Below are 25,017 nucleotides of genomic sequence, written 5' to 3'. Positions count from 1 at the left end.
ATGCCTCGTGACGAAGCTATCTCCATCGCCACTGACTTCGCTTCCAACGGGCGTTTCCTTGCCGATCTGACCCGCCGGGTTGCCATTGCCACCGAAAGCCAGAACCCTGAACGACGCCCGGAATGCTACCGTTATCTGCGAGAAATCGAGGCGGGTTTTGCGGGGCTCGGCTTCGCTAGCGAGATCATCGAGAACCCTGACCCTACCGGTGGCCCGCTGCTGATCGCTCGCCGACAGGAGGGAGACGATCTGCCGACTTTGCTCATTTACGGGCATGGTGATGTCGTCGCCGGCATGGAGGGGCGCTGGGCGAACGAGCGTGACCCCTGGCATGTTAGCGTGGAGGGTGAACGCATTTACGGCCGCGGCACTGCCGACAACAAGGGTCAGCACACCATCGTCATGCTGGCGCTGGAAGCGGTGCTGCAGACCCGCGGCCATCTCGGCTTCAATACGGTCGCGCTTATCGAGACTTCGGAGGAAACCGGCTCGGCGGGGTTGAGGGAGGTGTGCCTCGCCCATCGCGAGAAACTTTCCGCCGACTGGCTGATTGCCTCCGATGGCCCCCGCCTTGCCATGGAGCGGCCGACGCTGGATGGCGGCACGCGCGGCACGGTCGATTTCGATCTCGTCTGCGACCTGCGCGCTGGCGCGCACCATTCCGGCAACTGGGGCGGCCTCATCGCCAATCCCGCTGCCATCCTTGCCAATGCCATCGCCAGCCTGATCTCGCACACCGGGCGCATTCATGTGCGTGGCATCCTGCCGGCCGAAATCCCGCCAAGCGTGCGCACGGCGCTGTCGCGCATCGACCTCAAGGCAGAGAAGGACGGCCCCGCGTTGGATCCCTGGTGGGGCGAACCGGGACTGAGCCAGCCCGAGCGGGTTTTCGGCTGGAATGCGCTGGAGGTGCTGGCCATGACCGCCGGCACGCCGGAACAGCCGATTAATGCCATCCCGCCGCGCGCTTCGGCGCGGCTGCAGATCCGCTATACGGTCGATACCGACCCCGCGACGTTTATTTCCGTCATCCGCGCCCATCTCGATGCGCACGGCTTTGAGAATGTTACGATCGTGCCGATGGCACAGGAATCGGACTGGGGCGCGACGCGGCTCGATCCGGAGCATCCGCTGATGCGCTGGGCCGCAGCCTCCGTAGAGAAGACGACGGGACAGGCGCCTACCATCCTGCCCAATGCCGGCGGCTCGCTGCCCAACGATTGTTTCGCCGACGTGCTCGGCATGCCCACGATCTGGGTGCCGCATTCCTATTCCGGATGTTCCCAGCATGCGCCGGACGAGCACCTCCTCCAGCCGCTTGTGAGCGAGGGACTGGCGATCATGGCTGGCCTCTTCTGGGATCTCGGGACGCCGGGCGGCCCCGAACGGAATTTCACAACAACAAAGAGATAGGGCGTTTTCGGGTTTCAGGAATAACCGCAACGCTCTAATCACCAAACGAAGGAGGAGGGGTTTCATGTTCAAGACACTGGCAAGGCTGTCGGGCATCCTGTCGCTCTGCGCGACGCTCGCAGCGCCGGCTATGGCGGAGGAGCAGGCAGAGGTGCGTATAGGCACGGATGGCGGCTACCTGCCATGGACCGCAATCACGCCGGAGGGCAAGCTGACCGGCTTCGACATCGAGTTGGCGGAGCTCGTCTGTGAACGCATGGAGCGCAAGTGCCGCTTCACCACGCAGCCTTGGGAAGGCCAGATCCCTGCGCTCGAACAGGGCAAATACGATATCGTCATCGGGGGCATCGCAATCACGCCGGAACGGCAGAAGCGCCTGTCCTTCACCCAGAGCTATGCCAACCTGCCGATCAATTTCGCCGCTCCCAAGGCGGCCGGCCTCAACGGTAAGGCGAACTGGGATGAGCTGCGGGCCTCGCTCGTCGGCAAGACGCTCGGCGTGCAATCGGGCACACAGAGCCAGAAGTTCATGGACAACGAACTCAAGGGCGACGTGACCATTCGCCTCTACGACAACCAGGATAGCCTCAATCTCGATCTACTCGCCGGCCGCATCGACGCCGCGCTCGCCGGCCGCTCGCCGTGGATCGCGCTGACAAAGACGGAACAGGGCCGGCCGATCGAAATCCTCGCGCCCGATCTCGACTATCGCCAGTTCAAATATCTTGGCGTGGGCGTCGGCGGGCTGATGCGCAAGGACGAGGACGCGCTGCGCAAGGCGTGGGACACCGCGCTGTGCAAGCTGAAGGCCGAGGGTGAGGTCAAGAGCATCTCTGAAAAATGGTTCGGCTTCGACATCTCCGTCGCCGCCGACCCGAAGATCTGCGGAGCCTGACGCATCATGGACGCCGGGGCTTCCCTCGCCGATCTCTTCGCATGGGGCCCCGGCGGATGGTCGAAACCGCTCCTCATCGGCCTTGGCGTAACCGTCGCCTGCGCCACCATCGGTTATGTGCTGGGCATCGCCCTCGGGCTTGCCGTGGCCTTCGCCAAGCTCGGCGGAAATCGGTGGCTGGCGGGGGCAGCCACGCTCTATACGACGGTGCTGCGCGGCGTGCCGCCGCTGCTCGTCATCTTTCTGCTGTTCTTTGGCGCCAACGGGGCCTTGATGTGGGTTGCCGGCGGCTTCGGCTATACTGGCTATATCGAGGTCGATGCCTTCACGGTCGGTGTCATGGCCGTTGCCCTCGTAGCAGCGGCCTATAGTTCCGAAGTGTTCCGCGGCGCACATGGCGCGATCCCACAGGGCCAGTTCGAAGCCTTCGCCGCGCTCGGCCTGCGACCGCTTGCCGGGCTCTGGACGGTGGTTATCCCGCAGATGTTCCGTCTCGCGCTACCGGGTCTCGGCAATGTCTGGATCCTCGCCATGAAGGAGACAACCCTGCTTTCAGTGATCTCGCTGGCGGAGCTGATGCGGGTGGTCGGCCTTGCCGGGCGCACCACGGGGCAGCCCTTCGTCTTCTACGGCGCGGCGGCCATCATCTACATGGTGCTGATCGCGCTCTCCACACGCGCATTCAAGGCGGTCGAAAACAGACTGCGGTGGGCCTGACCATGGACCTCGAAACCACGCTTCACGTCGCGACCGAGCTTGCCGGTGCCATCTGGATAACGCTGGCGCTAGCCGCCGTGACCCTGCCGCTCGCCTTCGTTTTCGCCGCACTCACTACCTGGGCGCGTGGCTCGCGCTACCGGTTGCTGCAGGTTCTTGCCGAAGGCTATGTTCTGGCCTTTCGCTCTACGCCGCTGCTTGTGCAGATCTTCCTGCTCTACTACGGTCTCAGCCAGTTCGCGTGGCTGCGCGCAAGCCCGCTCTGGCTGCTATTGCGCGAACCCTTCGCCTGCGCTGTCATTGCCATGAGCATCTGCGGCGGCGCCTATACGGCGGAAGTGATGCGCGGCGGCCTTGCCGCCGTTCCCGTCGGGGTAATTGAGGCCGCACGTGCGCTCGGCCTATCGCGCTTGCGCATCTTTTGGCTCGTAACCGCCCCTATTGCCCTTCGGCGAGCTTTGCCCGCCTACAGCAACGAGATCGTTGTCACACTGAAGTCCACCTCGCTTGCCTGCACCATCACGGTGATGGAGTTGACTGGCGTTGCCAAGGATCTGATGAGCCAGACCTTCGCCGTCATTGAAGTGTTCTGCATGGTGGCCGCTGTCTATCTGGCGATCAACATGATTCTGATCTTTCTACTGCGCCGTTTAGAGATCCGGCTTTCTCCAACCTACTTGCGCGCGGCATTACCGGCTCGCATGATGCCATCGACGGCCTGATCGCAACGCAACGGGTCTCCAATATCGGACCCAGTATGTTCACCGAGGTTGTGACAATGCTTGCCCAGCTCTGGCAACGACGTGATCAGCAACTTTGAGGCCGACCGCGATATCACCAAACTCGACGGCCAGAGCACATCGTTGTCGAAAGCGCAAATGGCGATGCCATTCTCAAGCTGTCTGGCGCGAGGGCAGAGTAACACTGCTGTGGGCATTTCGCCTGATGATGTCAATGCGGATTGATACCTATAGGTCAATTGAAGAAAAGTGCTCGGCCCCGATAACTTGATCAAATTCGTCCACACGGCCTAACGGCAAAACCGGACCACTTTCGCCGTGTCACCTCAGAGGCTCTCAAACCATACTTCGGTGACACCATTATTCAACCTTGGCTCTATAGGATAAAGTCTGTCACTTTCAGCGTCAGACTTGCGTCGATGAGGATTGAGAAATCTGCTTTTTTATCACCGTTTACGTCGGCGAACACGATGGTATCGCCGCCCTTCTTGATGTAGCGCAATTCTCCAGCATCACCTGAAAAAGCCTTCGTTCCGATAAACTCAAAAGTTTGGTTTCCTTTGGTCGCCGTATCCGCATCGATGGCTTTCAGATCGATCTTGTCGCCCTGCTTGCCGGAAAAATCCTTGACCGTGTCGCGTCCCGACGATGCAATCGTGGAGTCCTTGATCGATTTGAAGATAAAGACGTCCTTGCCCGCTCCGCCGTGGAGTTCGTCACGGCCCGCGCCGCCATAGAGTTTGTCGTTTCCAGCGCCGCCTTTCAGAATATCGTTGCCGCCTTGACCGGAAATCTGGTCGTTCCCTGCGCCACCATCATAGGTGTTCTTTCCGTTCGTCCCAAGAAAGCGGTCGTTTTCCGTGATGGACGGCTTCATAATCCGATCGAGGGGGATTTTTTCGTCGGGGCCGAAAAACCCGAACGTGAGCGGTTTCTCATTGGTAATAGAATTTATGAAGGAATTGTACTTTCCGGCGGTGGAGAGAGTCGGAATGGTGTTTCCCGATATCTGCATGGTGAACTGCTGATCGCCGAGATCAACAACAAGAATGTTCGCCACGCCTTTTGTACCGTTTCCATCCCGCCATGAGATTTGCGTTATTTCTGCGTCGAGTTTTTTCGGAGAGTAGACCTTGCCGTCTATGCGTAACTCGATGGCAGGGCTGGTAATCGTAATGCCCTCTTTTCCATCAGTCCGCTTGTAGCTGAAAACCGCATCCTTGCCGGTGGCTACCACTTCGAGCTTGGTCGATTTCAGCTTCGTGGCATTACCATTCGAAGTGTGGGTTGAAAGGTAGCCCTTGTAAGAAAAGGTCGTCATATCTTTCTCCGGTTATAACAGCGCATACATGGACAACAGTCTGCCTACACAATCTTGTCAATCCAGTTGATTGTGTTCAACAATAAATTTTTGCTATGCCGGAAGTTTATGGGAATTACCGGTTGCGGCAATATTAAATTTGCCACCACGCCATATTTTTGCGTTATGAGATGCTATCGATTCCTAAAAATCTATTGCAATGTGCGTTTAGGTCTTGGCAACCCGTAGCTACGAAAACAGAGGCGATCGCACAACAGGGCGCTCGGAGAGCGCCATCGAAGCAATCGATTATGTGTGAAAGGTACACCTTACCCACCGGCAGTTGGAATGTAGGCGTTTAGCCGATGGCGTCGGACCTGAAGTTCCAGGGCATGAGGGCTTCGATTTCAGACGCGGGCCAGCCCTGAGCGATGCGGGTCAAGGTTTGGCAGAGCCAGGCGAGCGGATCGACGCTGTTCATTTTGCAGGTTTGGAGACAGGGTGCCAGTGTCGCCCAGGTGCGTCCACCACCTTCGCTGCCGGCGAATAGACTATTTCTCGTGATTGCTACACCGCGCAACGCTCTTTCCGCGGCATTGTTCGTCATGCAGATCCTCCCGTCATCGGCATAGCGGGCAAAATCGGCCCAGCGTGACAGCATATAGTCGATCGGCCCGGCCACCGGGGATGAACGCGAGAAGCCGGCCCGCTCGGCGCGCAGCCATTCCTCCGTATCGTTCAGCAGCGGCTTGCTCTTCTCCTGCCGGGCAGTCAACCGCTCGGCCGCGCTGAAGCCGTTGATGTAGCGCTCGATGGCGAACAGAGCATCCATGCGCTTGACGGCCTCAAGCGCGAGCGGTGAGATCGGTTTGGCACCCCTGCCGCGCCAGGCATTGCGAGCGACATCGGCCAGTTCGAAGAACTTCCGGCGCGCATGGGCGAAGCAGAAGGCGGGCGTCGCCGGCATCTGCTTCCTCGTCCGGTCGAACAGCGGATTGAAGCCGTTGTAGCAATCAGCCTGAAGGATGCCGCTGAAGTCGACCCGATGCCGTTGCGGGTGCTCGCCGCGTCGGTCGCTGGAAGCATAGAAGACCGCAGCCGGTGGCGCAGGCCCAGCGAATGGCTGATCGTCACCTAGAGCGTGGGCGGCGTGCGAATCCGTGGGCACGAACATATATGGAGTCGTTTGCGGGAGGGGGTGGATCCTCCCGCCAAGGCTTTGGCCAACGATATTCTCCAGCGGGATTGATGTGCTACCACCCCAGCAATGAGACATGGGCCAGTAGATCGGTCTATGGGGGCTTTGCAATCGGAGATGATTTTCATGGATGATGATCCGCTGAAGAAAGGAGGAGAGAGGATGCGGCGGCTAGGTTTGCCGCCGCTTAAAATCTGGCATATACAAAGGAGGTGCGAGCTATGCCCATTCCATTCACGTCGCCGAAGCCGAAAGAGGCCAAACTATTCCGCAACAACCGCAGCCAGGCAGTGCGCATCCCGGTCGAGTTCGAGTTGCCGGGGGATCGCGTCCTGATCCATCGCGAAGGCGCAAAGCTCATCATTGAGCCTGTGAGCAGGCCGGCCAATCTTGTTGAGCTGCTAGCCGAATGGAGGAAGGAAACTCCGATGGAGGGGGACGATCAGATTCCGGATATCGATGACATCCCCGTCACGCCGGAGAACATCTTTTGAGCGGCTACATGCTTGATACCAACATCATCAGTGATCTCATCCGAAACCCGGACGGCGCGCCGGATCGAGCGTGCAGGGCATCAGCAAATCTGTACCAGCACGATCGTCGCAGCCGAACTGCGTTACGGCTGCGCCAAAAAGGGATCACCGAAGCTACTCGCGAAGGTCGCAAGCCTGCTTGAAACCATCGCTATCCTGCCGCTGGATGTACCTGCGGACGGGAAATACAGCGGTATTCGTGCAGAGCTCGAGGCCGCCGGGCTGACCATCGGTCAAAACGACTTGCAGATCGCTGCGCACGCCTACTCCCTTGGCTTGATCTTAGTGACGGACAATATCCGGGAGTTAGGCCGGATCCGTGGTCTCAAAGTTGAAAACTGGCTGAGGCGAGCAGATTAAGCTGAAGCCACGGCATCGTCAACTTAACGGAATCTGGCTTCCGATGTTAGCCCATGACCGATCGTGACCCGCTCTACCGCGGAGATTATCGCCCACGCGGTTTGGCTCTACTTCCGCTTTCCGTTGAGCTTGCGGATGGTCGAAGACATGTTGGCAGGGAGAGGGATTATCGTCTCGCATCAAACGGTCCGGATGTGGCAGGGAAATTCGGACGCGCCTTCGCCAACCAAATCCGTCGGCGTTCGTCCGGCCGGCTCGGCGGTAAATGGTATCTCGATGAAGCCGTCGTTTCGCTCGGTGGCAAGAAGCATTGGCTTTAGCGCGCCGTCGATCAGGATGGTTTCGTCCTGAACGTTCTCGTGCAAAGTCGCCGCCAGTAGCGCCAAGAAAGCGGCGCAAAATGGACCTGTGATCATCACCGACCGAGGCAAGCCTTCGCACGTGTTGATGACCTATGATGACTTCAATCGTCTGTCCGGCAAGCGCCGCAGCCTGGTCGAGACACTGTCCATGCCCGGGTTTTCCGAGATCGATTTCTCGCCCGAGCGCGCCGCGATCATTTTGCGCGCAGTGGATTTGTCTTGACCTATCTGCTCGATACCAATGTCGTCTCAGAATTGCGCAAGATCGGTGACAGCAAGGCCGACGCCAATGTCGTCGCCTGGGTTGGCCGGGAAGATGCGGCCTCCTTCTTCCTCTCGGCAATCACCATTCGGGAGCTTGGACGTGGGATCCTTGGCGTACAGCGGCGCGATGCCCGGCAAGGCGCCCGGTTACGGACCTGGCTCGACAACCATGTCCGGCCTGAATTTGCCGGCCGCATCATTGCCATCGACGATGTCGTCGCGACACGTTGCGCCCATCTGCACACTCCCGATCGACGCAATGAAGTTGATGCTTTGATTGCGGCTACAGCCCTTGTTCATGGACTGACGGTCGTCACCCGCAGCGTCAAGAATTTCGAGGGCACAGGCGCAATCATCGTCGACCCTTGGCTGGGCTGATCTTTACTTAGCGCATTTTAAGCACCTCAAGACGCTATAACCGCACTTCTCATTCTCCTTCTATTATGATGGATAAGATTGCCTTATCGTTCATAATTGACGGTTGCGCAAGGACATGGTAGAAAACATGAAAATGGTAGATTATAGGAGCCTTTCGTGTCCTTAAACATCAAGAACCCGGCGACCGTCGCCCTCGCCGACGAGCTTGCGCGCCGCCAAGGGATCACCAAGACCGCGGCCATTCATCAGGCGCTCAACGAGCGGCTGCACCGGCTGGGGCACGGAGATGTCGCACAGGACCGCCTTCTCGGAGAACTCCGCGCAATCAGCGAGCGTGTGGCGCGACTGCCCGAGCTCGATACGCGTACTGATGAGGAGATCGTCGGCTTTGACGAACACGGGATTCCGAACTGATGGTGATCGACACCTCCGCGATCGTCGCGATACTGCGCAATGAGCCGAAAGCGGAGACCCTGCGCAGGACTATAGTTGCCGACACCGTGCGGCTTGTTCCCGCAACCTGCGTGTTTGAAGCGCGCATGGTCCTTGTGAGCCGGCGTGGCGAACATGCGCTTGCCGAGATTGACCTCTGGCTCACCAAGATCGCGGCCGATGTGATTGCGGTCGATGCCGATCTGGTCGATGTGGCGACACAGGCTTGGCTCACCTATGGCAAGGGCCGTCACCCGGCCGGATTGAATTTTGCCGACTGTTTCTCTTACGCGCTTGCAAAGCGCAGCGACGAGCCGCTGCTTTTCATCGGCGATGACTTCTCCAAAACGGATATTCAGGCTGCCTAACGATGACGAGCGAGTCACGTTCGGCCGACGACGAACTCCCCGACATCATCGATATCGTGCGCGACGTGGTGGATGCCCTCTCCCCTGCCCTGCCGGCGCACCTCGAGCAATTGGCGGACCGGGCGCGCACCTATGTCGAAATGGCGAGCTCGGCGAATACTCGCCGCGCCTATGGAACCCCACGCCCATCGCGTTTTAGGACGGTCTCTCCGAAACCTGCGACACGCTACTCCTTGAGATCAAAGCGCGTAGCTCGTGCTGAACGTTCGTTGCCGAGACGGTCGGTGAGCAGGGAATAGAGCCCCGGGCGTCGTCCGGTCATCCAGCGCTTGTCGACTAGATCTGGCGCGCCTTGCGGTAGGCCGCAGCAGCATACACCTTCTTCTTTCTATTTCCTCATACAGGATCGTCAGACTGTTCCTTGCCGATTTCCTGATTCCCCTGCCAAAGGATCTGACGAAACGCGCTAGCTCCAGATTTCGATAGCATACTCCGTTCGGCCTGAAGTAGGGCTTCTTGCCAGGCCGGGCCGCGCTCCCATGCTTCATCGAACGCGATGGCGAAATCGGATGCTCTACGTGTCTCGAACAGGGCCTCGAAGAGGATCTCCGCCTGTCGGATGTCCTTGTCCCGCTTGATCGCGCTCATACCGTCGGTGCGTCGTCTCGTGGCGACGATCATCTTATGGACGGCATATCTCGCCGGATCCGGGACTGTCACAGGGACACCGCTCTTGTGAAGCAGGACTGTCCGCACAGGCTCCCTGATAAGAAAGTCGAGGAAGCGAAGCGGATCCGCGCTCGCCCCGCCGAGGGCAGGCATCTTCGATGGCTGGTCGATATAGTCGTCGGAGCCGCGGTTCGATGTCAGGAACTCCACGCGATATCCAGTCGAATTTTGGAATGCAGAAGAAGCCACGGATCCCGATCGATGAGGGACGGGTCGAAAGGTGGGATCGACTCTCTGCAGGAGTTCGACAATCGGGGGGAGGCTGTCTTCGACTTCCTGCGAGATCGCATAGTCCTGCGCAATATCCGCATCCCCGGTCAGGACTGATGCCGAGGGCAGGCGTACGCCGAGCAGTCCGGCGTAGGTCTGAAATGCGACTGTCCCGATGAGGACACAGCGGAGCCGGAAGAGGCCCCTGGCCGCGAGTGCCTCGACGAGGTTGCCGGACATCGCGTCAGGGGCGACCATGCCGCCGTCGCGTGTCAGCGTGCTAGCCATGCGCCTCCGAGCGATGAGATCGTCTTTCTGTTGTTGGTGGGTTTCGACACGCTGCGTGATCTCCGTATCATCAGCAGGGCCGACGTATCGCCGGGACTTGCCGCCGGAGCCGTCCGGGATGTCGAAATACCAATAAGCCCTCTCCTTGACGACGACACGCTGAAAGCGGCCCTCGGGTGGAAAATCGGCTGTCCATGCCGCGTCCATGGATCGCTGGCCCAATTCCGCAAGCATAGTCTGGTAGACGAGATCGATCTTCTTCATCGGTAGTGATGCTCCCCAACAGGGTGACTGCCCTTGGACCTCTCCCAGCGTTCAATCCCATGCCTTCTAAGCAGAGGTAGCCTGAGGCGTATTCGTATCGGCCCTCATCAATGACATAGCCGCCAATCTTGAGAACAGCTTCAGCGGACCTCGTTTTGTTCCGCTGGCAGACGTTAAGTTCGTTTGTTGCCGCTTCAAGCGCGATGGCCTTAACGCCGTTATACCTTTTTCGTAGATCGGTATAGCAAAACTGAAAAAAGGGGAAGTCCCCAGTGGACAATACCATGCACATTGCTCGGGTTGTCGCCCGGTCCCCTGTGCCGCTCTCAAGGTCAAAGCCGTGAGAGACCGGGCAAATATCTGATGCACATGAACGTAAACGGTCAGCCGATGGCGTCTGGCCGGAGGTTCCGGGGCATAAGCGCTTCGATTTTGGCTGCCGGTCAGCCTTGAGGGATGCGGGTCAATATGTGGGAGAACCAGTCGAGCGGATCGACGCAGTTCATTTTGCAGGCCTGCAGCTCAAGTCGGAGATCTATCTTGCTAGACATGAGGATAAACTCGAACTCACCGAAGTTGTGGCCTCTGGTACCCGCGGTTCGTTGCGCGGGCTTCGCGACCGGGCCATGATGCAGTTGCTCGGCTTTGCCGGCGGTCTGCGTCGCTCGGAGATCACCGGGCGCGACCTTGGCCGCGACCAGACAGACGATGGGCGCGGCTGGGTCGAAACTTTCGACAACGGCGCGCTGGTGTCTCTGCGTGGCTCGTCCGACGTCACCTGCCCTATCGCAGCACTGGAGCGCATAGATAAATTTGCCCCGCTCGCAAGAAAGAAGCACTCGCCGCCGGCATGTTTGGCGATCTTTCCGAGGCAGAGCGCGGCCAGCTTTTTGCCGGCCATTTGCTGCGCGCCCGCCTTGCCTCCTCGGCTGTCGAACAAATCAGAGATCCATGAAATGCAGCTAGCTGAGGAGCGCGAGAACCCAAGATCCCGGAGTTCTGGAATTTCGGCACTATTCACGCTATAGGTGGATTATATATAAGAAGGAGCCTGGATACCTGCGATGGCACTTAGTATCAAAGATCCGGAGACGGAGAAACTCGCACGCGCACTCGCTGCGCGAACCGGCGAGACCATTACTATCGCAACGCGGCGTGCGCTCGAGGAGCGCCTCAAACGGACCGGGTTGCAAGCGAAGAAAGCAGCCTTGATCGAGGACATGGAAGCAATGCAGCGCCGCTTAAGCGCCCTGCCTGTCCTTGATCACCGAAGCCCCGATGACATCATCGGCTACGACGAAAATGGGCTCCCAACCTGATGGTGATCGATACCTCTGCAATCGTGGCAATCTTCTTTAATGAACCCGATGCTGCGTCCTATCGGAATCGCATCGCAGACGACTCCATTCGACTGATTTCGGCTGCGACCCTCCTCGAAGCCGCGATGGTGCTAGAGGGCCGTTTCGGCGAGGCGGGCGGAGCCGAGCTCGATCTTTGGCTGCATAAGGCCGAGATCGAGGTCGTGGCAGTAACGGCAGAGCATTCCGATCAAGCTCGCAGGGCCTGGCGCCGCTATGGTAAGGGCCGTCATCCCGCAAGCTTGAACTATGGGGACTGCTTCTCCTATGCGCTGGCGACCTTGTCGGGGGAGCCACTGCTCTACAAAGGCAACGATTTCAAACAAACCGATATCCAGGCGGCATGACCCATCACGGTGAAATCGCTGCGGAGGAGGATCTGTCGGCGCTCGCGTCTCCTCCTCCCATGCCGCCTAGCTGCAGGTCTTGACTGAGCGCGCTCGAGGCTACATCGAAGCCATCATCAATCTTGAGGGACGTCGCCATATCCAGAGCCTCTTATCACTTAGCAATACCTGGTAATAATAAAGCTCTTCCCTGCCGAGCGGTCCATGCGGAGGCTATTGGCAAAAATGAACGCGATAGGGAGGCGCACCACTGATCGCCCTCCCCACACACTCCGTCCGTTTGTGCCGGTGTGATCGGCACGGTTACACTCCAGTCCAAAACTGCACCAATTAAGGCATTGGCTTTTTCAGCCGGACGCCGACACCCCCACCATTTTCTGGGATAAATTCTATACCGGCCTTTTCGAAGACTGACTGGATGACGATCATGGTGGAGTCTCGTAAGCGCTCGCCTCGCTCCAGCCTGGCTACGGTATCAGGCGATACGCCAGCAGATCTGGCCAGATCGCGTGTGCCCCAACCCAGTGCCACACGCGCCATCTTACACTGAACCGGCATCATTTCGTAACGCCGATACGATTAATTGTTGAAAAATGCAGCATCCTTGATTATCGTATCCACGTTACGAATTAGAACTCCCAAAGACGCTTCTGGTATAAAGAACCACAGTCGTCTTTCCGCAACCAAGCTAGTAGGAGCTCGGATCATGGCTGATTCCGAGAATAGCAGAATTTTGCCTTTTAAAACCCGCCGAAACATACTTTCGGCTGGGGCAGCGTTCTTCATGGCCGCTGCAACAAAGCAGGCATCTGGCACGCCCCGCACCCCTCCGGAAAGCGACGCCTCTCTTCTCGCTCTTTGGCGCAAGTGGAACAGTGCCCATCAGCGGCGGTGTGAGTTGACCGCACTCCAACGGCAGCTCGAAGCAAAGCTCTCGGAGGTTACGGACAAGCCCTTGGTTGCGATGCATATTCCTGGTGAGGAAATGCCTCTCTTCGTCTCCTCTGTTGAGGAGATCGAGCAAGCTCTTCCGGGAGCAGAGACCGTTGAGGCCAGAAACACTGCCGTCGAGCAGCTACGGTCTCTCCAACACGAATGGAACATTACAAGGTGGGAGCTCGGATACATTCAAGCTTGCGAAGAGGAGGTGATAGCGGACAGATTAGAATGGGAATTGGCGGAAGCTCTATGGCAGAGTTCCGCCAATTCCCTTGATGGCGTAGTGGCCAAACTGCATTCCATGATCGAAATGCAAGACCCAAATGCCTTCATGACCGACACCCCAGTACCAATGCTGCGCTCGATCCTCGCTGATTTGATGCGGATCGGCACCTGAGTTTCATTTCAGAAACGCCCGACACTCCTATCTGCTTAATCCAAGCCCTTTGGACTGGGAAAGCTGCAGTTTCAGGGCGTGATCGTGGCTCAACTCAGCCATCCTCGTGCGTTCGACCACTCGGGCTACAGACTTGATCTGCTCGGCTCGCGTCACAAGCTCTGGGCGCTGTTCAAGCTCCTTGGCAAAGTTTCGAGGATCAGAATAACCAAACCGGTGCTTGAGCGCCTCGGCAACCCGCCTGGCCTCTTCGAGCGCGGCCTTGCCCTCCGGCGTCGAACGTAGCTCATCAATGAGCTGGCTGCGCTTGCCAATGGGCGCCTTGTCCACCCGATCGAGAATTTCGGCACTGCGAGACGTAAGGCCAAGAACCTCGACCACATCGCGCTTTTCGCGCTGCCACTGCTCGGAGGCCCGTTCTTCCCCAAGCCGGCGCTCCCAAGCCTCGGAGGCATAGCCGATATGGGCAGAAGCTGCCTTGGCATAATGCAGCGCGGCTTTCCGCTCCTTGTTGTCCCCCAACAGACCGGACTTTCCGCGCAGTTCCCCAAACCGTTCCGGTTGCTCGGCCATGGCCTTCGCCATCACCTTGCCGTTACCCTCTTTCTCTGTGACGGCAGCGCGCAGGCGCCTTGCAACTTCGGCCGGATCACGGAACACATCGCGCACAATCGACTCCACGACTTCAAACCTTTGCTCGATAATGGGCATGGCCTTTTCGCGCGCGACGTCTTCAATGCTGCGATCGTGGCGCGTGATCGCCGGCACCAGAGGCTCGGGGGTACCGGCCTTGCTCGACCCAAGCCCCTGCGCCTGGTGATCGCGGCCCTGCTGTGCACCGGCGGCTACCGGTGACATGATTTCCCGCCAGTCTATCCGCCGCTCGCCCTCCTCCCCCCCTTCTCGGCCGTCCGGGCGGACTTCTCCACGATTATGGGCTAAATCTCCCCGAGGCTCCAAATGGGGGTCCTGCCCGAGATCTGCGCCAGCTTTCATCCCCTGCTTCCAGGACGTCTCCGGTTCTTTTTTCGCCCGCAGCCCAGCAGCACGATCGGCCCAAACGTCGACCTCACTGCGGACGCCCATTTGTTCCGCAATCCCCTGGTCGGCTGCGATCCCCCGCCGTTCGGCAAAGTCCTTGGTATAGTCGAGCGCGGTTTCCTTCACACCCGACCGCGACAGGCGATGCTCAAGCTGGTCATAGGCCAGCTCGCCGGCATTCTGAACCTTCCATGTGTTCCGATGCGTTTGCGTGCCATCGCGCAAAATGACGGGGGTGGAGCCTAGATGCTGAAGGCCGATCATCTCCCCGATGTCAGGCGCGGCCTCCTTCATGGCCCGCGCAAGATCTACGCTCCAAACGGTGCGGCGTTCGCCCTTGTCGTTTTCCAGCACCACGAAATAGCTGTCGCCCTTGCCTGGCTGGTGATCGTAGGGCGCAACACCATGCTCGACCAGGCGGCCCGAAGCCACCATTTGGCTAGCATTGGCGAACTCGTCCTGGGCAGCATAGAGTTGCACCCCGTCGCGATGCCGGGTCATGGCGACATAGGCCAGATGCCGGTCCATCGTCCCCGACGCCAACACATAGGACCGATCGACCGTCGCGCCCTGGTTCTTGTGGATCGTCGTCGCATAGCCGTGGTCGATCGCCTGATAGTCGCCCACCGGCACAGACACACTACGCTCCCGGCCGCCGTCGAGCTGCACCACGATCATGGGGCCGGCACCAAATCGATCAGGCTCGACGCTCTCAACCGTGCCAAGCATCCCGTTCTTCACACCAAGGTCGCGATTGTTCTCCAGGAATACGATGCGGTCGCCCGACGCGAACTCGCGCCTCCCGTCATTGGTCTGGAAGACCAGCGCACCGACGTTCTTGCCCTCGCCGCCTACGTCAGCCCGCGCGAGCTCACCCCGGTCCTGTAACTCCGTCCGGATCGCGTCATTGATGGCACGAACATCGACCCGGCGATGCGCCATGGCAACCCGGGTGCCGTCCGGACGCTCTTCACGATCGGCAAGGTAATCACGCACGATCTGGCCACGCGCGTCCTCGCCGGTTTCGGCAAAGCTGATATTGCCGCGATCCCGATAGGCGGCCAGCCCCTCGGCCGTCCGGTGGGTGGCAAAGTCAACGGAAGCCTCCCGCTGCCAGTCCACGCGCTGCCGGCGAATCTCGGACAGCTCGGCATGGCCGATTTCCTCCGTGATCGCCCGGAACGGTGCGCCGGCGCCGATCGCCTGCAACTGCTCATGGTCGCCTACAAGGACGATCTTCGCCCCGCGCGCCTCGGCCTCGCCAACAAAGCGGGCGAGCTGCCGGCTCCCGACCATGCCGGCCTCGTCGATCACGAACACGTCGCCGCGGCCGATCGTGCCGCGGTCGTTCTCCCAACCGCAGGACCATGACGCGAGGGTACGGCTCTGGATGCCAGAACTTTCCTCCAAGCCCTCGGCCGCCTTGCCCGACAACGCCGCGCCGTGGACCTGATAGCCCTCGGCCTCCCACGCCTCGCGCGCGGCGGCGAGCATGGTGGACTTGCCAGCGCCGGCATAACCGACAACGGCCGCGATCCGCTCCAGCCCGGTGATATGCTCGATCGCCCGGCGCTGCTCGTCGGACAGCCGGGCGGAAGCATCGCCGGCGCTGCGCTGAATGGAGGCGTCCTGCCGCTCTATCGCCCGCTCGACATGCCGGCGATCGACGTCATGACCATGCGCACCGTGCATCCGCTGCGCGCTCTCGATCATACCGGTTTCGATCTCGACCATTTCGCGGGTCGAATAGCGCGCAAGCTCGATTTCGCCCGTTACCGGGTCCGCGCGCTCGGCCTGCAACTCCACCAGCGCCGGCGAGGCCATCACCTTCGCAAAGGCGCTCTGGAACTCCTGCGGGTCGTCGTTGATGTAGCGATGCAGCGCCCGCGCAACGTCGTGCCGATCGAACACGCTCTTTTCGCCGGTGATGAGGGTCAAAACCTGTTCCGGCTTCTCCCGGATCAGCTCCGCATTGCGCCGCGCCGCGTCCTCGTCAATGCGTGTGCGCGATACGTCCATGCCCTTGCGCTGCATCTGCGTGGCATGGACGCCCATATGCTCCGTCGGCTCGATCTCAAGCCCGCGCTCCATATGCGAGCGATGATCGATCCGGATATCAAGACCGGCCCGCGCAAGATGCTCGTTGGCAATCCCCTCCCAACGCTGGCGAAGGTCACGAAGCTGTATGTCAGTCGTTGGCAGGTCGTTCGACAACAGCCATTTGTTTTCGCGCTCAAGATAGGTCTTCTCGCCTAGACCGCTCTCACCAACCTGCCGCGTCGTCATCATCACATGCGCATGATGATTGCGAACGTCGCTGGCGTCATGCGGCGCATGGATCGCAAAATCCACCGCCGCGCCATAACGGTTTGCCAATTCCTGCGCGAACCCCCGCGCCGCCTCCAGCCGCTGCTCGGCCGAAAGCTCATGCGGCAAGGCGATCTCGAACTCCCGCGCAACGCGAGCGTCCTTCCGCTTCTCGGCAAACTCCGCGGCGTTCCACAAGTCCGACCGATCCCGCGCCCAATCCGCCTCGACGCCTTCCGGCAAGACGATCTCCGCATATTCTACGCCCTGCTTTGCCGTGTAGTCATGCGTGATCCCGTCGCGCTCGTTGGTCAGCTTCTCCCCGGCACGATAAGCCATAGAGGCGACGGCGCTACGACCGCTCGCCCGCGAAACTGGCTTCATGCTCAAATGGTAGATCGCCAACCTGTTTCCTCGATCCTGTTTCCAATTTTCCCGCCAGCCTCCAAGCTGGCGGCGCGCTGAGTTGCGTACCAACTCGTAAGTGCGCCCTTCTTAAGGGAATCGCTACGCTCTTTCGTTGCTCGGTGTGGCGCTTGAGTTAACGCTGATGCAGTTAATTGATAGTCGGATTGTGCTGCAATTCCGGGAGATGTTCAATCGGAACAGGCAATATCTGGAAATGATCGTGAGAAATGATAGTCTCGGCGCTGAGTTGAGACAGAGGTGATGCGATGGCGCGCAAGACGATCGAACAAAGATTGGCCGAACTGGATGCACAGCGCGCCACATTGAAGGCCCGTCTATCGAAGCAGGAACGCGCCAACGACACGCGCCGCAAAGTGCTGCTCGGTGCGTTCGTCCTGCACCGCCTGGAAGGTGACCCGGATCAATTCTCGCGCGACCTGGGCGAATGGCTGCGCCGAGAACTGCCCGGCTTCCTGACCCGCGACGGCGACAAGGAACTTTTTGCCGATCTGCTCGCCGCCGCACCCAAGGCGGAACCCGCAGGCAACAACGGGGAGACGCCCTCATGAGCCAGACGGGACTTGCGTGGGCCGCATTCAAGAACATGCTATGGGCCGCTCTTCGCAATCCGTTGTGGGCGTTCCTGTCTCTGCTCGCCATGCCGTTCCGCGTCTGGAAACCGCTGCTGCAAAGTTTCTTCATTCTCTTCGTCATCCTGTTCGTGGTCGGACTGGGCGGGCGCATGGTCCTTCGCGACTTCGGCGGCTTCGGCCCCGGCTCCATTCCAGTCATTGCCTGGGATGGCGTCACACTGCTCATCATGGCCGCCACCGCCTTCCGCCTCATCACCGCCCCGATGATCCTCAATTTCGGGGACGTGGAAGGCAACACCCATGGTTCGGCCCGTTTTGCCACGGGCAAGGAAATGGCACCGCTGGCCCGCGCCGATACCGGCCTGCTGATCGGCCGCGATTCCAAATCAAAGCGCCTGCTGCGATATTCCGGCCCGGCCCATCTGCTGACCATGGCACCGACGCGCACCGGCAAGGGTGTGGGGACCATCATCCCGAACCTCATCACCACCGACCGCTCCGTGATCTGCATCGACCCCAAGGGCGAAAATGCCAAGATCGCCGGCCGCGCGCGCGAACAGTTCGGGCCGGTCCATGTGCTCGATCCCTTCGCCGTCACCGGCAGGCCCTCGGCCGCCTTCAATCCGCTCGACGCCCTCGACCCAGCCGGCCTCGATGTCGCGGAAGACGCAAGCACCCTGGCCGACGCCCTTGTGTTCGATGAACCCGGCATGGCCGGTGAGGCGCATTGGAACGAGGAGGCCAAGGCGCTCATTGCCGGCCTGATCCTCCATATCGCTGCCAGCGAACCGCGCGACAGGCGAAACCTCCCCACCCTGCGCGACCACCTCACCCTCGCCCCCGAAACCTTCGCCGCGCTCCTGAAGGACATGCAGGCGTCAACCGCCGCCGCCGGCCTGGTCGCCCGCGCCGCAAATCGCCACCTCGGCAAATCCGACCGGGAAGCCGCCGGCGTTCTCTCGGCCGCGCAGCGCCATACCCATTTCCTCGACTCGCCGCGCATGGTGGCCGTCCTCGGCCGATCGGATTTCCGCTTTGCCGATCTCAAGCACCGCAACGCCTCCGTCTTCCTCGTCCTGCCGCCCGATCGCCTCGCCACCTATTCCCGATGGCTGCGCCTGCTCGTCGCACAAAGCCTCACCGACATGGCGCGCGATCCCGCCAAGCCGGCCGCCCCGGTCCTCTATCTGCTCGATGAGTTCACCGCGCTTGGCCACCTCGCTCCCGTCGAGCGCGCCATGGGCCTTATGGCCGGCTATGGCGTCCAGCTCTGGCCCATACTGCAGGACGTTCACCAGCTCCGCGCCACCTACGGCCAGCGCGCCGGCACCTTCCTGTCGAACGCCGGCGTCCTTCAGGTCTTCGGCGTCAACGATCACGACAGCGCCCGCCTGATTTCCGATCTGCTCGGACAGGAGACGGTCGTATTCCAGACCATGAGCCGCGCCCTCGATGCCGCAGAAAGCCGCATCACCTTCGGCGAGCAGCACATAGCCCGCGCGCTGCTCACGCCGGACGAAGTTCGCAACCTGCCCGAAAATCTCGAACTGCTGTTTCTCGCCGGCCAACGGCCCATCGTCGCCGGCAAGCTCGCCTATTACGCTGATCCGGAATTCAGGGGGCTCTATGACGCTGCCTGACCGCCTCACCCATCTGCCGGACAGGAAACGCCGCGAGCTGGAGCGCGCGGCGCAAATCCTGTTCGAGGAATTTGACGAGTCCCTGAAAACCAAGCTCTCCGAAAAGGCCAGGCGTGGCCGTATCCTCAAGCTGATCCTGTTCGGCTCCTATGCGCGCGGCGATTGGGTCGAAGATCGCAAGAGCGGCTACCTTTCCGACTATGTGTAGCGGCTTGCCAACATAAGCGCCTCTGCTCGCAAACATCGGCATTTTCTGCTCGAATTATCTGACAATGGAGCGGGCGTCGTGCTCACGCTCTTTGCCAATGTGCTCGCAAACATCCGGGTCTGCTTGCAAACATCCGCCACGTGCTCAGATTAATTGCCAGCGACGGCATGGTCAAACCGGGACGCCTGCCTGTCGTAGTTGCTCGGTCAGCTGACGGGAATATTCGGGATCAAGGGTGCCCGCCAGGAAGGCGCGGATATACGGACATGCGCTGTGGCTTTCCCTCCTTGGCGCTTCGGGTGCAGGAGGTTCTGCAGCATGATCCGTTGTCAGGGCATCTCTTCGTCTTCAGGGGCCGCAGATCGGATATTTTGAAGATCATCTGGCATGATGGTCTGGGCGCCTGCCTTTTTACCCGGCGGCTGGAGAAGGGCCGGTTTATCTGGCCGAATATGGGATAGCATCCGTCAAGGTGGTGTAGAATTGGGACCGGGCCGTCATGATCAGGCGGCTCTGGGTGAAATTTCTCCATCGCAGCTACGCGAGGAGGTAGAGCTGAGTTTAAGTGCTGTCATTGAAGTTTCACGAGCCTGATAAACGGACGTCATATGTCGCCCATAGTGATGCAAATATTCAATCGATGCACCACTAACGATCAGGATTATTGTGATGCTGGCTCTGAACGGAGTTGCCGTGACCTATGCCAACGGCACCCAAGCTTTGAAGACAACGACATTGACGTTCAACCAGGGTCAGTTCGTCGTGCTCCTCGGTAGATCCGGCGCAGGCAAATCTACCCTCATCCGGACACTCAACGGCTTGGTTGCGCCGACGTCTGGTTCGATCACTTCTAACGATATTGGTGCTCTGGATGCGGAAACTAAGCTTCGCATTCACCGAAGGCGAACTGGGATGATATTCCAGCAGCACCAACTCATAGGGCGCTTGAGCGCGCTCGACAACGTCATGACGGGCCGCCTGGGCTACCACTCTGGCTGGCGTACGTTGTTCCCTATGCCGCGTTCGGATCGAAGGCTGGGGTTGGAATGCCTTGAACGCGTAGGCCTTCTTGATAAGGCTCTCGTCAGGGCGGATCAACTATCCGGCGGTCAGCAGCAACGGGTGGGCATTGCGCGCGCGCTGGTCCAGAAGCCCCAACTGGTCCTTGCAGATGAGCCCGTTGCAAGTCTGGACCCTGAAACGGCTGTCGAGGTCCTGTCGCAGCTTCGCGAAATATGCACAGCCGACGGCATCACTGCTGTGATCAGCCTTCATCAGATCGATCTAGCTCGCCGGTTCGGCGACCGGGTCATTGCTATGCGCGACGGGGAAGTGGTTGCGGACGCCGCTGTCGACGAACTGACCGATCAAATGTGTGCGTCGATCTACCGCAGCGCCCCAAGAAATCCGACCACAACACAAGATTTGTCCAACTACGAGTATGATCAACCTTTAGCTGCCATGGAGGCCGCATTATGAAGAAGCTTCTGTCCCTCGCATTCCTCGCCGTTCTTGGCTGGAGTTCGTTGGCGCATGCTGGCTCAAATCCAGAGACATTGCGCGTCGCGTTGCTACCGGACGAGAACGCCGCCACTGTCATCAAAAACAATCGTCCTCTCGAGGAGTATCTTGAGAAGACACTCGGTCGGGAGATTGAACTGATCGTAACGACCGACTACTCGTCAATGATCGAAGCGATGCGTTTCGGCCGGCTTGAGTTGGCTTATTTCGGGCCGCTCTCTTACACGCTCGCGAAAACCAAGGCTGATATCGAGCCTTTCGCAGCAGTTATGAAGGATGGCGAAACTACCTATCGCGCTGTAGTTGTCGCCAATGCAGAGGCTGGCATCGAAAGCCTTGAAGATGCAAAAGGGAAAAAGGTCGCGTTTGGGGACGTGGCTTCCACCTCAAGCCACCTTATCCCGAAATCTATGCTGCTTAAGGCCGGAGTTGAGGCTGGAAAAGACTATAGCGAGAACTTCGTAGGGTCGCATGATGCCGTGGCTATTGCAGTGCAGAATGGCAATGCTCAGATTGGCGGACTTTCGTTGCCCATCTACAATTCAATGGTCGCTCGTGGCACCATTGATCCTAAGAAAGTTATCGCCCTCGCCGAGTCCGATCCGTTCCCGCAGTACCCCTGGACCATGCGGTCGGATCTTGACACTTCGTTGAAAGAGGCGATCACCAAAGCCTTCATCGACCTTAAAGACGAAAAGGTATTGGCATCCTTCAAAGCCGATGGGTTCGCTCCGATCGATGACAAAGCCTACGACGTCGTCCGTGAGCTCGGTAAAGTGCTGAACTTGGACCTGAGTCAGTAAGGCGCGTTCGAGACAGTTTCTCACCTTTCGACGCAGGCGCTGGCCTGCGTCCTTTCTTCCAGGATATGTGATGACACAGCCGTCGGCCGACTACGACTCTATCCTTCAACATCAAAACAAAGCTTGGACCAGAGCTGGCGTGATCGCGTTGGCAATTGCGTGTGTGATCATTGTTAGCAGTTATCACTCCGGTCTTCTTGATCTGGAGCGTCTGGGATCTGGGTTTCCTGCGCTCTGGCAGCTCGGTACGGAAATGTTTCCCCCGGATTTCAACCGAGGCTTGGAGTGGATCAGCCCTCTCATCGACACTCTGGCGATGAGTATAGCTGGGACTGCGATCGCGGTACTGATATCACTTCCAGTTGGCTTTTTCGCCTCAGGGAAAACAGCACCCAACGCTGTCATCTATATGATCTCGCGTGGATTGTTGAATGGTCTACGGTCGATCCCGGAGCTGATTATGGGCATCGTCTTCGTGGCGGCAGTGGGATTTGGAGCGCTCCCAGGCGTGCTGGCTCTTGGTCTTCACTCGGTTGGCATGGTGGGCAAGTTCTTTGCGGAGGCGATCGAGCATTGCGATAATGCGCCTATAGAAGCCGCACGCGCAGCTGGTGCGTCGCCGTTCCAGATCGTGACGCGGGCGATCTTGCCACAAGTTCTACCGCAATTGGCCGATGTGACCATCTATCGGTGGGAGTACAACTTCCGCGCCTCGACAATCCTGGGCACTGTGGGAGCTGGTGGTATCGGTTTCGAGTTGATGACATCCCTCCGGATCATGAATTATCAGGAGGTTCTTGCGATCATGCTCGTTGTCCTTCTGATGGTCACCATCGTTGACCAGGTCGGCGCTCTCCTCCGCCGCCAGCTGCAATAGAAGGATAAATTAAATGCTCCCAAAGGTAGTAATCACCCATCGCGTCCACGAGGAGATTATCTCAAAGCTATCTCCCCACGCTCGTTTAGTTTGCAACGATACTGATGATACATGGCCCCGCGAGAAACTGCTCGCAGAATTGAGCGACGCCAAGGCGATGATGGCGTTCATGCCGGACATGATCGACGCGTCTGTACTCGCGCACGCTCCCGATCTTCAACTTGTGGCATGTGCGCTGAAAGGCTTCGATAACTTCGACATCGAAGCCTGCACGCAGCGTGGAGTCCACGTCACGATAGTGTCCGATCTTCTCACTGACCCGACAGCCGAACTTACAATCGGTCTGATGATTGCTCTTGGGCGGCACATTCTGCCAGGCGACAAGAGCGTCAGGAGGGATTACAAAGGTTGGCGCCCTCGGTTTTACGGCCTTGGGCTGCAGGGCACAGCAATCGGCATTTTAGGGATGGGAGCGATCGGAAAAGCTATAGCACAGCGCCTAAGTACCTTCGGCGCCATTGTGTCGTACTGGGATCGTCAATCCCTGGACAAAGCCGATGAGATCAGACTGAACGTAAAGCCTCTTGAATTTGACCAGTTGATCTCGTCGTCTACCTTTCTTGTGTGTGCACTCCCGCTTTCGGCCGAAACGAAGCATCTCCTCGGCGCTGAACAACTCGCCAAAATGCCCAAAGGAGCACTTCTTATTAATCCTGCACGCGGAAGCGTGGTTGATGAAGAGGCTGTTGTCGCTGCATTGCAGGCGGGGCGCTTGGGAGGCTACGCCGCTGATGTTTATGAGATGGAGGACTGGGCCAGACCCGACCGGCCTGACAAGGTCCACGGGGGTCTCCTCAATCGCGAACATGATTCGATCTTGACACCCCACATAGGCTCAGCAGTGGCGAAGTCGCGTTTGGCTATCGAGCACGAGGCTGCTGACAACATTATAGATTTTGTCCAAGGCCGAAGACCTCGTGCGGCAATTAACGAGGTTCAACTAATTCCTTGATTAGAGAAAGTAATGTTTAGCCTTTCGCATGTCGCAGCATTCATAGAGGTAATCGAAACTGGCAGCTTTCACGAGGCGTCGCGACGGCTTCAGATATCCCAACCGACTGTCTCACATAATGTGAAACGATTGGAGGATATACTAGGGGTGCGGCTGGTCGAGAGGAGGAAGGACAAGTGTGTGCCGACTCGGCAAGGGCTCGTATTCTTGCCATTCGCACGCAGCCTTTTGACCGTCACGAAGAGATCTCTGGACCGCCTGCACAGCGGCCGGATTACGTTGGGTGCCAGTACTAACATCGGTACCTATATTTTGCCAGTCCACTTGAAGCGTTTACAGGATGCTCAAGGCCGGCCACCTGAGGTGGCCGTTGCCTCAAATCCTGAAATCATCGAAAAGCTCTTGAGGAAGGAGATTGATCTAGCCTTTACCGAATGGTGGGACGATCGAAAAGGATATCAAGCCCGCCTTTGGCGGAAGGAAAAGCTGGTAATAATCGTATCCCCACAGCATAATTGGAGGACGCGAAAAACAATTGAAGCGGCAGAGTTATTTCAAGAGTCCCTCATTGGCGGAGAACGTGGAACCGGTACCGGATCCGTGCTCCGCGAGGCCTTCGGCCAAGCGGCAGAGCAATTCCCAATCTCATTCAATGTCGGGAGCACTGAGGCTGTGAAGCATGCAGTTCGAGCTGGTCTCGGCATTTCGATCGTGATGAGGAGCACTGTCCTCGATGAGCTCGCGTCGGGTAGGCTTTATGAGGTTTCTGTTGAGAATGTGGTTCTCGAAAAGTCTGTGTGGGCTGTACATCCCGTACATATGGAGGATGGTTCACCGGAAGCAATCGCGCTTAAGGTTATACTCGATGCGAGCGCCCCTCTGGGTGACCTAGAGCACGTCCACATTACTCGGGGTCATATCCGCAAGATTTGAAGTAGTTGGCGCATTCCTGCGGCTCGAACATGGTAACGGCCTGGCCGACCGCATCCTTTGGTATCGCCGCCTCAATTCCCGGAGTATCCCATACAAGGGGGACAAGATCGGGGACCGCCCGATTTTCGATGCGTAAGGTTCCCTGCTCCATGTCGCGAATATTCGGCCGTCAGACACATAGT

The 25,017-nt window shown here is 58.9% G+C and carries 24 protein-coding genes and 6 pseudogenes; 25 read left to right on the top strand and 5 right to left on the bottom strand.

Annotated features, from left to right (window positions below; genetic code table 11):
* The 4 genes from K0P03_RS35080 to K0P03_RS35065 all read left to right on the top strand — a co-directional run bounded on the left by K0P03_RS35080 (nt 1) and on the right by K0P03_RS35065 (nt 3,747).
* Nucleotides 1-1,413, top strand: coding sequence for a M20 family metallopeptidase (locus K0P03_RS35080; protein ID WP_272792230.1), 1,413 nt, complete (start codon nt 1-3; stop codon nt 1,411-1,413).
* Nucleotides 1,414-1,477: 64 nt separating this feature from the next.
* Nucleotides 1,478-2,308, top strand: a complete 831-nt coding sequence (locus K0P03_RS35075; RefSeq protein ID WP_272792229.1) for a transporter substrate-binding domain-containing protein — start codon at nt 1,478-1,480, stop codon at nt 2,306-2,308.
* A gap of 6 nt (nt 2,309-2,314) precedes the next feature.
* Nucleotides 2,315-3,025, top strand: a complete 711-nt coding sequence (locus K0P03_RS35070; RefSeq protein WP_272792228.1) for an ABC transporter permease — start codon at nt 2,315-2,317, stop codon at nt 3,023-3,025.
* Between the two features lie 2 nt (nt 3,026-3,027).
* On the top strand, nt 3,028-3,747 hold the full coding sequence (locus tag K0P03_RS35065) for an ABC transporter permease (RefSeq protein ID WP_272792227.1): 720 nt from the start codon (nt 3,028-3,030) through the stop codon (nt 3,745-3,747).
* A 394-nt stretch (nt 3,748-4,141) separates the two neighbouring features.
* Here K0P03_RS35065 and K0P03_RS35060 read toward each other — a convergent pair whose 3' ends face one another.
* Nucleotides 4,142-5,086, bottom strand: coding sequence for a M10 family metallopeptidase C-terminal domain-containing protein (locus K0P03_RS35060; RefSeq protein ID WP_272792226.1), 945 nt, complete (start codon nt 5,084-5,086; stop codon nt 4,142-4,144).
* Between the two features lie 337 nt (nt 5,087-5,423).
* A pseudogene (gene tnpC, locus K0P03_RS35055) lies at nt 5,424-6,197 on the bottom strand (IS66 family transposase); the annotation flags it as partial.
* A 287-nt stretch (nt 6,198-6,484) separates the two neighbouring features.
* Here tnpC and K0P03_RS35050 point away from each other — a divergent pair.
* The 8 genes and pseudogenes from K0P03_RS35050 to K0P03_RS35020 form a co-directional block, all read left to right on the top strand.
* On the top strand, nt 6,485-6,757 hold the full coding sequence (locus tag K0P03_RS35050) for an antitoxin (RefSeq protein ID WP_272792225.1): 273 nt from the start codon (nt 6,485-6,487) through the stop codon (nt 6,755-6,757).
* A pseudogene (locus K0P03_RS35045) lies at nt 6,754-7,156 on the top strand (type II toxin-antitoxin system VapC family toxin). The gene K0P03_RS35050 and the pseudogene K0P03_RS35045 overlap by 4 nt, the downstream one beginning before the upstream one ends.
* 60 nt (nt 7,157-7,216) lie before the next feature.
* Nucleotides 7,217-7,473: pseudogene (locus K0P03_RS35040) on the top strand (IS6 family transposase); the annotation flags it as partial.
* A 58-nt stretch (nt 7,474-7,531) separates the two neighbouring features.
* Nucleotides 7,532-7,741, top strand: a pseudogene (locus K0P03_RS35650) (type II toxin-antitoxin system prevent-host-death family antitoxin); the annotation flags it as partial.
* Nucleotides 7,738-8,160, top strand: a complete 423-nt coding sequence (locus tag K0P03_RS35035; RefSeq protein ID WP_272792224.1) for a type II toxin-antitoxin system VapC family toxin — start codon at nt 7,738-7,740, stop codon at nt 8,158-8,160. The pseudogene K0P03_RS35650 and the gene K0P03_RS35035, both read left to right, overlap by 4 nt.
* Nucleotides 8,161-8,316: 156 nt before the next feature.
* The gene (locus K0P03_RS35030) at nt 8,317-8,574 is read left to right on the top strand and encodes a type II toxin-antitoxin system VapB family antitoxin (protein WP_023516401.1); all 258 of its coding nucleotides are present in this window, start codon (nt 8,317-8,319) and stop codon (nt 8,572-8,574) included.
* Nucleotides 8,574-8,960, top strand: a complete 387-nt coding sequence (locus K0P03_RS35025; RefSeq protein WP_272792223.1) for a type II toxin-antitoxin system VapC family toxin — start codon at nt 8,574-8,576, stop codon at nt 8,958-8,960. Before K0P03_RS35030 ends, K0P03_RS35025 begins: the two co-directional genes overlap by 1 nt.
* A 2-nt stretch (nt 8,961-8,962) precedes the next feature.
* A pseudogene (locus K0P03_RS35020) lies at nt 8,963-9,139 on the top strand (integrase); the annotation flags it as partial.
* Between the two features lie 217 nt (nt 9,140-9,356).
* Here the strand turns inward: K0P03_RS35020 and K0P03_RS35015 are convergent.
* On the bottom strand, nt 9,357-10,451 hold the full coding sequence (locus K0P03_RS35015) for a nucleotidyltransferase family protein (RefSeq protein WP_272792222.1): 1,095 nt from the start codon (nt 10,449-10,451) through the stop codon (nt 9,357-9,359).
* Between the two features lie 563 nt (nt 10,452-11,014).
* On the opposite strand from K0P03_RS35015, the pseudogene K0P03_RS35010 reads away from it, so the two are divergent.
* From K0P03_RS35010 to K0P03_RS35000, 3 genes and pseudogenes are all read left to right on the top strand, one after another.
* Nucleotides 11,015-11,382, top strand: a pseudogene (locus K0P03_RS35010) (integrase); the annotation flags it as partial.
* Nucleotides 11,383-11,515: 133 nt separating this feature from the next.
* Nucleotides 11,516-11,770, top strand: coding sequence for a type II toxin-antitoxin system VapB family antitoxin (locus K0P03_RS35005; protein WP_050746849.1), 255 nt, complete (start codon nt 11,516-11,518; stop codon nt 11,768-11,770).
* A complete protein-coding gene (locus K0P03_RS35000; protein WP_272792221.1) occupies nt 11,770-12,156 on the top strand; it encodes a type II toxin-antitoxin system VapC family toxin in 387 nt (128 codons plus the stop codon). Before K0P03_RS35005 ends, K0P03_RS35000 begins: the two co-directional genes overlap by 1 nt.
* A 330-nt stretch (nt 12,157-12,486) precedes the next feature.
* Here K0P03_RS35000 and K0P03_RS34995 read toward each other — a convergent pair whose 3' ends face one another.
* Nucleotides 12,487-12,717: a helix-turn-helix domain-containing protein gene (locus K0P03_RS34995; protein ID WP_272792220.1), complete on the bottom strand. Its 231-nt coding sequence runs from the start codon at nt 12,715-12,717 to the stop codon at nt 12,487-12,489.
* A gap of 145 nt (nt 12,718-12,862) precedes the next feature.
* Between K0P03_RS34995 and K0P03_RS34990 the strand changes: the two genes are divergently transcribed.
* On the top strand, nt 12,863-13,492 hold the full coding sequence (locus tag K0P03_RS34990) for a hypothetical protein (RefSeq protein ID WP_272792219.1): 630 nt from the start codon (nt 12,863-12,865) through the stop codon (nt 13,490-13,492).
* Nucleotides 13,493-13,519: 27 nt separating this feature from the next.
* On the opposite strand, the gene traA is transcribed toward K0P03_RS34990, so the two are convergent.
* Nucleotides 13,520-17,245, bottom strand: a complete 3,726-nt coding sequence (traA, locus tag K0P03_RS34985; protein WP_272792218.1) for a Ti-type conjugative transfer relaxase TraA — start codon at nt 17,243-17,245, stop codon at nt 13,520-13,522.
* Between the two features lie 269 nt (nt 17,246-17,514).
* On the opposite strand from traA, the gene K0P03_RS34980 reads away from it, so the two are divergent.
* The 9 genes from K0P03_RS34980 to K0P03_RS34940 all read left to right on the top strand — a co-directional run bounded on the left by K0P03_RS34980 (nt 17,515) and on the right by K0P03_RS34940 (nt 24,835).
* Nucleotides 17,515-17,817 (top strand): mobilization protein, encoded by a 303-nt coding sequence (locus tag K0P03_RS34980; protein WP_130520845.1) that lies wholly within the window; start codon nt 17,515-17,517, stop codon nt 17,815-17,817.
* On the top strand, nt 17,814-19,481 hold the full coding sequence (locus tag K0P03_RS34975) for a type IV secretory system conjugative DNA transfer family protein (protein ID WP_272792217.1): 1,668 nt from the start codon (nt 17,814-17,816) through the stop codon (nt 19,479-19,481). The genes K0P03_RS34980 and K0P03_RS34975 overlap by 4 nt, the downstream gene beginning before the upstream one ends.
* Nucleotides 19,468-19,689, top strand: a complete 222-nt coding sequence (locus tag K0P03_RS34970; protein ID WP_272792216.1) for a hypothetical protein — start codon at nt 19,468-19,470, stop codon at nt 19,687-19,689. The genes K0P03_RS34975 and K0P03_RS34970 overlap by 14 nt, the downstream gene beginning before the upstream one ends.
* A gap of 167 nt (nt 19,690-19,856) precedes the next feature.
* Nucleotides 19,857-20,150 (top strand): IS66 family insertion sequence element accessory protein TnpB, encoded by a 294-nt coding sequence (gene tnpB / locus K0P03_RS35760; RefSeq protein ID WP_080600525.1) that lies wholly within the window; start codon nt 19,857-19,859, stop codon nt 20,148-20,150.
* 208 nt (nt 20,151-20,358) lie between these two features.
* Nucleotides 20,359-21,168, top strand: coding sequence for a phosphonate ABC transporter ATP-binding protein (gene phnC, locus K0P03_RS34960; RefSeq protein WP_006473175.1), 810 nt, complete (start codon nt 20,359-20,361; stop codon nt 21,166-21,168).
* Complete coding sequence (gene phnD / locus K0P03_RS34955; RefSeq protein ID WP_046802286.1) at nt 21,165-22,013, top strand: phosphate/phosphite/phosphonate ABC transporter substrate-binding protein; 849 nt, start codon at nt 21,165-21,167, stop codon at nt 22,011-22,013. Before phnC ends, phnD begins: the two co-directional genes overlap by 4 nt.
* 70 nt (nt 22,014-22,083) lie before the next feature.
* Nucleotides 22,084-22,890, top strand: coding sequence for a phosphonate ABC transporter, permease protein PhnE (gene phnE / locus K0P03_RS34950; RefSeq protein WP_006473411.1), 807 nt, complete (start codon nt 22,084-22,086; stop codon nt 22,888-22,890).
* 13 nt (nt 22,891-22,903) lie between these two features.
* Nucleotides 22,904-23,902, top strand: a complete 999-nt coding sequence (locus K0P03_RS34945) for a phosphonate dehydrogenase (RefSeq protein ID WP_003501101.1) — start codon at nt 22,904-22,906, stop codon at nt 23,900-23,902.
* Nucleotides 23,903-23,914: 12 nt separating this feature from the next.
* Nucleotides 23,915-24,835, top strand: coding sequence for a LysR family transcriptional regulator (locus tag K0P03_RS34940; protein WP_003501100.1), 921 nt, complete (start codon nt 23,915-23,917; stop codon nt 24,833-24,835).
* Nucleotides 24,836-25,017: the final 182 nt, after the last annotated feature.

The organism is Shinella sp. HY16, from assembly GCF_028534175.1.
GTDB lineage: Bacteria > Pseudomonadota > Alphaproteobacteria > Rhizobiales > Rhizobiaceae > Shinella.
Note: the sequence above shows the minus strand (reverse complement) of the source record. Positions and strands in the feature narration are given on the sequence as shown.